Consider the following 9,386-nt stretch of genomic DNA (forward strand, 5'->3'; position numbering starts at 1 on the left):
GCCTAGACTGGCCGCATGCCCCCCACGACCGACCCGGCCGACCAGGCCCTGGACCGCTTTCTGCAGGCCATCCCGAAGATGGAGCTGCACTGCCATCTGTTCGGCACGGTGCGGCGCGACACCTTCGCCGAGCTGAACCGCCGCGCCGGCGCGCCGCTGACGGACGAAGAAGTGACCGGCTTCTACACCCGCGGTGAAAAACCCGTGGGCGTGCTGCGCGTGCTGCGCTCGCTGGACGCGCAGCTGGTGCGCACCCCGGCCGACCTCTACCGCCTCACCCTCGAATACCTGGAAGACGCGGCCGCGCACCACGTGCGCTATGCCGAGTTCTTCTGGAACCCCACCGGCACGGTGCGGGTCTCCGGCATTCCCTATGCCGCCGCGCAGGACGCGATCGTGCAGGCCATCCGCGACGCCGAGCGGCCGCTGGGCATCGTGGGCCGCCTCATCGCCGCGGTGGACCGCGAAGCCAGCCCGCAGGCCGCCACCGAGATGGTGGAGTGGGTCGGCGCGCACCGCTGCGACGAAGTGATCGGCATCGGCATCGACTACCGCGAGAACGAGCGCCCGCCCGAGCTGTTCGCGCAGGCGTACCAGAACGCGCGGCGCGCCGGCCTCAAGACCACCGCGCACGCGGGCGAGTTCGGCATGCCCTGGACCAACGTGCGCACCGCCCTGGAACTGCTGCAGGTGGACCGCATCGACCACGGCTACACCGTGGTGGACGACCCGGAGTTCGCGCGCTACTGCGCCGGGCGCGGCGTGCTGTTCACCGTGGTGCCCACCAACTCCTACTACCTGCGCACGCTGCCGCCCGAGCGCTGGGCGCTGGACCACCCGATCCGTCGCATGCCCGGCCTGGGCCTGCGCATCCACCCCAACACCGACGACCCCACCCTGCACCACGTCACGCCCACCGGCGCGTGGACCATGATGGTGCGCGACTTCGGTTTCCACCTCGACGACCTGCGCGGCTTCATGCACAACGGCCTGGACGGCGCGTGGATCGACGACACGCAGCGCCGCCGCTGGCGCACCGAGTGGTCCGCCGAGTTCGACGCGCTGCGCGCCACTTCTTTTTCTTCCGCTTCCATCCCCACCTGAAAGACCCCCATGGCCCACGAACGCTCAAGCCTCGTCCTCGCCGCCTCGCTGCTGCTGGCCTTCTCGGCCCACGCCCAGGGCCCCGCCTGGCCCACGGCCAAACCAGTGACGCTGATCGTGCCGTTCACGGCCGGCGGCAGCGTGGACTTCATCGCCCGCCAGGTCGCCACCAAACTGGGCGAGCGCCTCAACCAGACCGTGGTGATCGAGAACGTGGCCGGGGCCGGCGGCGCCATCGGCCTGCAGAAAGCCGTGAACGCCGCGCCCGACGGCTACACCCTGGTGGCCGGGCCCGACAGCGCCATCGCCATCGGCAAGCTGGCCAACCCGGCGGCCTACCGCTTCGACCCGCTCAAGGACCTGGTGCCGGTGGGCATGCTCAACACCGCGCCCATGCTGCTGGTGGCGCGCACCGACCTGCCGATCAAGAGCTACGCCGACTTCGTCAAGCTCGCCAAGGCCGAGCCCGGCAAATACACCTACGCCACCTCGGGCGTGGGCACCGTGCTGCACCTCGCCATGGAACAGCTCAAGCAGCGCTCGGGCATCTTCGTCACGCACGTGCCCTACCGGGGCGGCGCGCAGATCGCCAACGACGTGATGGGCAAGCAGGTGGACCTGGCCATGCTGGTCAGCGCGAGCAGCATTCCCCACGTGCGCGCCGGCAGCCTCAAGGCGCTGGGCGTGACCGGCAAGCAGCGCATCGCCTCGCTGCCCGACGTGCCCACCTTCGACGAGATGCCCGGCCTCAAGGGCTACGACGTGCTCACCTGGACCGGCATCTTCGCGCCCAAGGGCACGCCCGGCGCCATCGTGAGCAAGCTCAACGAAGCGCTCAACGACGCGCTGAAAGACCCCGACGTGCGCGCCCGCCTCGCCGAGCAGGGCGCCCTGCCGGGCAGTGGTTCACCCGAGGCGCTGGGCGGCTTTGCCCAGGCCGAATTCGCGCGCAACCAGAAGCTGGTGCCCACCCTCAACCTGAAGGACTGAAACAACATGCCCATCGACCTGGCTTCCCGTCGCGGTTTTCTTTCCACCGGTTCGCTGGCCCTGGCCAGCGTGGCCGCCACCGGCCTGCTGCCCGCGTTCGCGCAGGACGCGCAGACCCAGGTGCTGCTGGGCGTGGCGGCGCAGCAGCTGCCAGCCATTCCGGCGAGCAAGCGCACCGTGATCATCGACACCGACCCGGGCCAGGACGACGCCATCGCGCTGCTCTTCGCGCTGGCCGCGCCCGAGCGGCTGGACGTGCGCGCGCTCACCGTCTCGGTGGGCAACATGCCCCTGAGCGTGACCGAGAAGAACACGCGCCGCGTGCGCGACTGGGCCGGGCGCACCGAGGTGCCGGTGTACGCCGGCTACCCCCGGCCGCTGATCCGCGACCCCATCTTCGCGGACGACGTGCACGGCAAGACCGGCCTGGACGGCCCCACGCTGCACGAGCCGCGCGGCCCGCTCGCGCCCGGCCACGCGGTGGACTACCTCATCAGCACCCTGCGCGCCGCCGCGCCCGCCAGCGTGGTGGTGGTGGGCCTGGGCCCGCTGACCAACATCGCCGCCGCGCTCAACATGGCGCCGGACATCAAGGCCGCCATCAGCGAGGTGGTGGTGCTCGGTGGCTCGTGGGGCGTGGGCGGCAACATCACGCCGGCCGCCACCTTCAACCTGTATGCCGACCCGGAGGCCGCGTCGGTGGTGTTCCGCAGCGGCGTGCCGGTCACGGCGATCTCGCACGACGCCGCGCGGCGCGTGCTCGTCACGCCCGAGCGCATCGCGCCCTTCCGCCAGATGGGCAACAACGCCGGCAAGGTGGTGGCCGACATCCTGGACTCGGCCATGGACTACGCCATGCGCCGCCGGGGTGTGAAGGTGGGCCCGATGTACGACCCCTGCGTCATCGCCTACCTGCTGCAGCCCGAGCTGTTCAAGGGCGCGCGCGTGCCGGTGGACATCGAGACCCGGGGCGAATTCACCGGCGGCGCCACCGTGGTGGACTTCCGCGGCTACACCAAGCGCAAGGCCAACACGCTGTGGGTCAACGCGGTGGACATCGACGGCTTCTACCGCCTGCTCGAAAAACAGATCGCGCGTTTGCCTTGACCGGACCCGCTGCTCATACCCACCGTGAGGCTTCAGGGCGCCAGGTGGCCGTTGCCTGACTGTGGGCGGCGGCGACCTCGGTGGCTGGCCACAGCAGGTCATCCAGCAACGCGACGGTGTCTCCAAGGCTGGCTGCCGCGATGCGGTTCTTGCTCAGGAAGGCCTGCCACTGGCGCAGCTTGGCGCCGTCTTCGCTGAACTGCCGGGTCAGTGCCAAGGGCCGCTCGGTCGGCAGTGCCGTCTGGCGCCGGGCAAAGGTGGCGGCGATGGCTGCGGCCAGCGTGGCGCCCTCCAGTTCCGTGCGCCGGGCAATCACCGCGAGATCGAAGAAGTCCTTCATGCGGCTGTTCGCCTGCCCCAGCATCACCATGGCCTGGTACTTCTCGGCGATCACGGTGTAGACCGGATACACCCGCAGCATGGAGGCTGGAAAGTCCCCCAGCAAGGTGGGGTACGCCACGGTCTGCGGTCCCGGCGTCACGGCATCACCGAAGCCCACGTCGATCTGCAGGGCGCAGCGCGCGGAGCCCAGGCGTGCCACCAGCCGGATGCGGGTGCCGCCGTAGGTGTTGTCTTCGCGAATGGCATCGGCCTTCACGGAGTCGGGGTCGAACACCATGCCGTCGCCCAGGTCCATGGCGGCGACTTCGCGGAAGGTGGCGATCAGGTTGGCCTCATCGTCGGGGCCGAAGCCCAGCAGGTCGGCGTCCCTTGTCGGGCGGTGCGGGGTGTCGTACCACAGCGCAAAGAGCAGGGCGCCTTTGAGCAGGAAGCGGTCGGCATGGGGAGACAGGCTGATGCGAGCCAGCAGGCGCTCCGTGCCAAACCGGTTGAGCAGCAGGTTGTAGTCATCACCGCGCTGTTTGGCGAGCGTCAGCAGCCGGGCCAGGATGGATGCCGAGCGGTTGCCGGTCATTGCGTCACCGCCTCCAGGTAGGGCTGCATGACACGCTCCACCCGGTTGATTTTGGCAAAGTGGCTCAGCTCGGCCATGGTGACCTTGCGGGTGCGCCAGGCGTCTTTCAGTGCCTCCAGCGCCACGTCCAGGCCGATCTTGTTGCGGAACTTGAAGCAGTCGGTCACCGTCTTGGCCGCGCTGTACACGCGGATGGGCGTCCCGTGGTCGATCACGGTCTGGATGCCCTCGCTGTACGCGGCGCCCCGCAGGCGCGTGATGCGCAGCGTCGGGTAGCTCAGCACCGGTGCCTGCGTTGCCTCGGGCAGCGCGATCCACACATCGTGCGGCAGTTGCGTGCCGATCTCATGGAATTGCAGCGCAGTCAGCAGGCACAGCACGGCCTTTGGCACACGCTGGCAGACCTCGATCAGCGTTTGATGTTCGGTGATGTCGGCGTCGGGCAGCCCGTACAGGCCCCGCGCGAACCGTTGCAGCTTGCCTGCGTGGTGAAGCCGGATCAGAAGCTGTGGCGACCAACCCTGCTCGCGCACGTCCGCGGCCCGCAGCACACGCCGGTGCCGGGCCAGTTCGAGGATGTGGTCAGACTGGTTCATGAAGTATGAGTTTAATATTCGCATTACTTTTGTTCAAGTGATGCGATTTTCAACCTAACGAGAGACCGTGCACATAATCCGCCCCACCGCACAGCCAGCCGCAGACCCACGATGCCACCACGCCGCGCTTCCGCTTCCAGCCCCACCGATGCCGACAGCAGCGCCGCCCGTTCGGCCATCCTCGCGGCGGCCCGCGCGGAGTTTTCCGCCAAGGGGCTGACGGGCGCGCGCGTCAACGAGATCGCGGCCCGCGCCGGCGTCAACAAGCAGCTGATCTACTACTACTTCGGCAGCAAGGAAGACCTCTACCGCGCCGCGCTCGAGGTGGTCTACACCGAGATCCGCACGCAGGAACGCAGCCTGAAGCTGGGCGACATGCAGCCCGAGGAGGCGATGGCCAGGCTGATCGGTTTCTCGTTCGACTACCTCGCCGAGCACCCCGACTTCATCGGCCTGCTCAACCACGAGAACGCGCAAGGCGCGCGGCATGTGCGCGATTCCAGCGCGATCCGCGACACCAATTCGCCGCTGATCGAGCTCATCGCCAAGACCCTGGCGCGCGGCATCCGCGCGCGCGTGTTCCGCCGTGGCATCGACCCGGTGGAACTCTACATCTCGGTCGCCGGCATGTCGTATTTCTTCTTCTCCAACCGCCTGACCCTGTCGTCCATCTTCAGCCGCGATCTCTCGTCTGCCGACGCGGTGGGCGCCTACCGCGCGCACGTCGTGGCCTTCGCCATGGCCGGTCTGCGCGCCTGATTCCACCGCACCATTCGAGGGCGCGAACGCATCCGGGCAAACCCTTTGTCCCGATTTCAACCAAACGGTTGACACGAAGTTGACACGCCCATATGCTCATCCCATCGCGTTTGAGAAAAGGGTCATGCCATGTCAGGCAACGTTGTCACACTGCTGGATCCCGCGCAGCTGCCGGCTCGTTTCGAGTCGGTCGAGGCGCTGGAGGAATTCCTGTCGCGGCCGAGCCAGGCCCTGATCGACGACCTGGCGCAGGTGGACGGCGACATCATGATCCTGGGCGTGGCCGGCAAGATGGGCCCCACGCTCGCGCGCCTGGCCAAGAACGCCGCGCCGCACAAGCGCGTGATCGGCGTGGCGCGCTTCAGCGACCCCGCCGTGCGCCAGCGCATGGAAGCCTGGGGCATCGAGACCATCGCCGCCGACCTGCTGGACCGCGCCGCCATCGAGGCGCTGCCGCGCGTGCCCAACATCGTCTTCGCGGCCGGCCACAAGTTCGGCGCCAAGGACAACCAGGCCCTGACCTGGGCCATGAACACCCACGTGCCGGCCCTGGTGGCCGACACCTTCCGCGAGTCGCGCATCGTCGGTTTCTCCACCGGCAACATCTACCCGCTGACCACGGTGGGCCGCCAGGGCGCGAGCGAGAAGACGCCGCCCGCACCGCTGGGCGAGTACGCGCAGTCGTGCATCGGGCGCGAGCGCATGTTCGAGTACTTCTCGGGCCAGCACGGCACGCCGGGCCGCATCTTCCGCCTCAACTACGCGATCGACATGCGCTACGGCGTGCTGTACGACATCGCCTCCAAGGTGCACCGCGGCGAGACGGTGGACGTCACCATGGGCCACGTGAACGTGATCTGGCAGGGCGACGCCAACGCGCAGGTGCTGCGCTGCCTGCGCCACTGCACGGTGCCGTCCACCCCGGTGAACTGCACCGGGCCGGAAACGCTCTCGGTGCGCTGGCTGGTGGACGAGTTCGCCGCGCGCCTGGGCGTGAAGGCGCAGGTGAGCGGGCAGGAGGCGGCCACCGCGCTGCTGTCGGACACCACTTTGGCGGGCAAGCTGTTCGGTTACCCGCTGGTGCCGCTGGGCGCCATGCTCGACTGGGTGGCCGACTGGGTCAAGCGCGAGCAGCCGGCGCACGGCAAGCCGACCAAGTTCGAGGTCCGGGATGGCGCCTTCTGAGGCACTGACCTCGGTCATCCTCGGTCCGGACGATGTGCCGGAGGGCCTCGCTTTGTCGGACGCCGCGGGCTGGAACCAGACCGCCGACGACTGGCGCCTGTTCATCACGCAGGGCCGCGTCTTCGGCCTGCGCGATGGCGATGCGGGCCCGCTGGTGGCGACGGCCGCCGCGCTGCCGTACGAAGGTGGCATCGGCTGGGTGTCCATGGTGCTGGTGAACCCCGCGTGGCAACACCGGGGCCTGGCCACTGCCTTGATGGCGCGCTGCGTGACGCACCTGCGCTCGCTCGGCGCCACGCCGGTGCTGGACGCCACCCCCGCCGGCCAGCAGGCCTACCTGCGCATCGGTTTTGAAGACGGTTTCGCACTCGCGCGCTGGGAAGGCTCGGTGACTGCCGCCGCCCCGCGCCCCGCGCCGCCGGCCGATGCCGCCACGGTGTCGGCGCTCGACGCCCAGGCCAACGGCTGTGGCCGGGGCTTTCTGCTGGCCGACTTCCTGCAACGTGCCGGCACGCGGGTGGGCCTGTCGCCGGCGCGCACCGGTTTCGTGATCGCCCGCGAAGGCCGCCGCGCCACGCAGATCGGCCCGCTGGTGGCCGACGACGAAAGCTCGGCGCTCTCGCTGCTGCAGGCCGCGCTGGCCGGCGCCAGCGGCCGCGTGTTCCTCGATGTGCCCGAACGCTGGGCCGCGCTGCGCGCCTGGCTGGAGCAGGCCGGTTTCGCGCGCCAGCGCGCCTTCGTGCGCATGTCGCTCGGCGCGGCCCCCATCGCCTCTGTCAACGACCGCCTGTTCGTATTGGCCGGTCCCGAATTTGGTTGAACCATGAGCCTCACTGCCTCCCAAGTCGAACACACCCGCGCGCTGCTGCGCCGGGGCCTGGCCATTCCCGCGCACCCGCTCGCGCTCAACGCGCAGCGCCAGCTCGACGTGCGCCGCCAGCGCGCGCTCAGCCGCTACTACCTCGATGCCGGCGCCGGCGGCCTGGCCGTGGGCGTGCACACCACGCAGTTCGCGATCCGCGAGGTGGGGCTGTATGAAGAGGTGCTGCGCCTGGCCATGGAGACCGCGCGCGCCTGGGTCGAACCCGGCCGCGAGCTCGCCATGGTGGCCGGCGTGTGCGGCCGCACCGAACAGGCCGTGGCCGAAGCGACACTCGCGCGCGGCCTGGGCTACAACGCCGGCCTGCTGAGCCTGGCCGCGATGAAGGGCCAGAGCGAAGACGCGCTGATCGCGCACTGCGAGGCGGTGGCGCAAGAGATCCCGCTGATCGGCTTCTACCTGCAGCCCGCCGTGGGCGGCATGAACCTGAGCGCCGCGTTCTGGGCCCGCTTCGCGGCGATCCCGAACGTGGTGGCGATCAAGGTCGCGCCCTTCCATCGCTACCGCACGCTGGACGTGGTGCGCGGCCTGGTGCAGGCGCGCGCCGAAGAGCGCGTGACGCTCTACACCGGCAACGACGACCACATCGTGCTCGACCTGATCACGCCCTTCACCGTGCCGCGCGACGGTGTGCCGGTGACGGTGCGCTTCCGGGGCGGCCTGCTCGGCCATTGGTCGGTGTGGACCTCGGGCGCGGTGCGCATGCTGGAGCTGTGCAAGGCCGCGGCCAAGGGTTCGGTGGTGACGGCCGAGATGCTGGCGCTGGACAGCCGCGTGACCGACTGCAACAGCGCCTTCTTCGACGTGGCCAACGACTTCCACGGCTGCATCGCCGGCTGCCATGAGATCCTGCGCCGCCAGGGTTTGCTCGAAGGCATCTGGTGCCTGGACCCGAACGAAGGCCTGAGCCCGGGCCAGAAGGAAGCCATCGACCGCGTGTGCGCCGAGCACGGCGACCTGGCCGACGACGCCTTCGTGAAGGCCGGCCTGAGCCGCTGGCTCGCGTGACGGAAAGAAGAAACCCACCATGACGCAAAACAGAATCGCCCGCTGGACCGCCCACTACCTGCCCGCCATCGGGCTGTTCGTGGGCTTCATCGTGTTGTGGCAGCTCGCGGTGTCGGTGTTCGGCATCCGCGAATACCTGCTGCCCAGCCCGTACTCGGTGTGGCAGGCCATGCTGAGCGACGAGATCCCCTGGTTCAGCCACGCCTGGATCACCGGTGTGGAAATCCTCGGCGCCTTCGTGCTGGCCGGTGTGGCCGGCGTGATGTTGGGCATGGCCATCGCCTGGTCGCAAGGCATCTCGCGCGCGCTCACGCCCTTCCTGGTGTTCGTGAACACGCTGCCCAAGGTGGCGATCGCGCCGCTGTTCCTGATGTGGCTGGGCTACGGCATCCTGCCCAACATGCTGATCGGCGCGCTGATCGGCTTCTTCCCGGTGGTCATCAACACCGCCGTGGGCCTGACCCAGATCGACCAGGACATGGTGGACCTGGGCCGCGTGTTCAGCGCGCCCAAGTGGAAGGTGTTCATGAAGATCCGCATCCCCAACGCCTACCCCTACATCCTGAGCGCGCTCAAGGTCACCGCCACCTCGGCCGTGGTGGGCGCGGTGGTGGGGGAGTTCGTGGCCTCGCAGAAAGGCCTGGGCTACGTGATCATCACCACGCAGAGCAGCATGAACACGCCGGCCGCGTTCGCCGCGCTGGTGTGGATCTCGGTGCTGGGCCTGCTGCTGTACGGCCTGGTGGCCCTGCTCTCGCGCCTGCTCGCGCCCTGGGCCGAAGAAGCCCCGCGCTGATCAAAGAAAACAACAACCCCTTCCCTCCCCGCCGTTCTCCTCTTC

The 9,386-nt window shown here is 69.1% G+C and carries 10 protein-coding genes; 8 read left to right on the forward strand and 2 right to left on the reverse strand.

Going from position 1 to position 9,386, the window contains the following annotated elements:
- The first annotated feature begins 15 nt into the window (after positions 1–15).
- The 3 genes from AC3WPZ_RS21000 to AC3WPZ_RS21010 are packed head-to-tail and all read left to right on the forward strand — an operon-like array spanning position 16 to position 3,201.
- Positions 16–1,104, forward strand: a complete 1,089-nt coding sequence (locus tag AC3WPZ_RS21000) for an adenosine deaminase family protein (protein WP_492441395.1) — start codon at positions 16–18, stop codon at positions 1,102–1,104.
- A gap of 9 nt (positions 1,105–1,113) precedes the next feature.
- Entirely contained in the window at positions 1,114–2,094 is a 981-nt protein-coding gene (locus AC3WPZ_RS21005) for a Bug family tripartite tricarboxylate transporter substrate binding protein (protein ID WP_382327847.1), read from the forward strand.
- A 6-nt stretch (positions 2,095–2,100) separates the two neighbouring features.
- A complete protein-coding gene (locus AC3WPZ_RS21010; RefSeq protein ID WP_492441397.1) occupies positions 2,101–3,201 on the forward strand; it encodes a nucleoside hydrolase in 1,101 nt (366 codons plus the stop codon).
- A 13-nt stretch (positions 3,202–3,214) separates the two neighbouring features.
- On the opposite strand, the gene AC3WPZ_RS21015 is transcribed toward AC3WPZ_RS21010, so the two are convergent.
- Positions 3,215–4,117 carry a nucleotidyl transferase AbiEii/AbiGii toxin family protein gene (locus tag AC3WPZ_RS21015; RefSeq protein WP_492441399.1) on the reverse strand — a complete coding sequence of 301 codons (903 nt, stop codon included), beginning with the start codon at positions 4,115–4,117 and terminating at the stop codon, positions 3,215–3,217.
- On the reverse strand, positions 4,114–4,713 hold the full coding sequence (locus tag AC3WPZ_RS21020; protein WP_382322530.1) for a type IV toxin-antitoxin system AbiEi family antitoxin domain-containing protein: 600 nt from the start codon (positions 4,711–4,713) through the stop codon (positions 4,114–4,116). Before AC3WPZ_RS21020 ends, AC3WPZ_RS21015 begins: the two co-directional genes overlap by 4 nt.
- 111 nt (positions 4,714–4,824) lie before the next feature.
- Between AC3WPZ_RS21020 and AC3WPZ_RS21025 the strand changes: the two genes are divergently transcribed.
- From AC3WPZ_RS21025 to AC3WPZ_RS21045, 5 genes are all read left to right on the forward strand, one after another.
- Positions 4,825–5,472 carry a TetR/AcrR family transcriptional regulator gene (locus AC3WPZ_RS21025; RefSeq protein WP_382322529.1) on the forward strand — a complete coding sequence of 216 codons (648 nt, stop codon included), beginning with the start codon at positions 4,825–4,827 and terminating at the stop codon, positions 5,470–5,472.
- A 129-nt stretch (positions 5,473–5,601) separates the two neighbouring features.
- Positions 5,602–6,657, forward strand: coding sequence for an NAD-dependent epimerase/dehydratase family protein (locus AC3WPZ_RS21030; RefSeq protein WP_492441401.1), 1,056 nt, complete (start codon positions 5,602–5,604; stop codon positions 6,655–6,657).
- Positions 6,644–7,477 (forward strand): GNAT family N-acetyltransferase, encoded by an 834-nt coding sequence (locus tag AC3WPZ_RS21035; RefSeq protein ID WP_492441403.1) that lies wholly within the window; start codon positions 6,644–6,646, stop codon positions 7,475–7,477. Before AC3WPZ_RS21030 ends, AC3WPZ_RS21035 begins: the two co-directional genes overlap by 14 nt.
- Positions 7,478–7,480: 3 nt before the next feature.
- On the forward strand, positions 7,481–8,545 hold the full coding sequence (locus AC3WPZ_RS21040) for a dihydrodipicolinate synthase family protein (protein WP_492441404.1): 1,065 nt from the start codon (positions 7,481–7,483) through the stop codon (positions 8,543–8,545).
- Between the two features lie 19 nt (positions 8,546–8,564).
- Positions 8,565–9,341, forward strand: coding sequence for an ABC transporter permease (locus tag AC3WPZ_RS21045; RefSeq protein ID WP_291120880.1), 777 nt, complete (start codon positions 8,565–8,567; stop codon positions 9,339–9,341).
- Positions 9,342–9,386 lie beyond the last annotated feature (45 nt).

This window comes from Hydrogenophaga sp. FW305-3-2-15-A-LB1, from assembly GCF_058787875.1.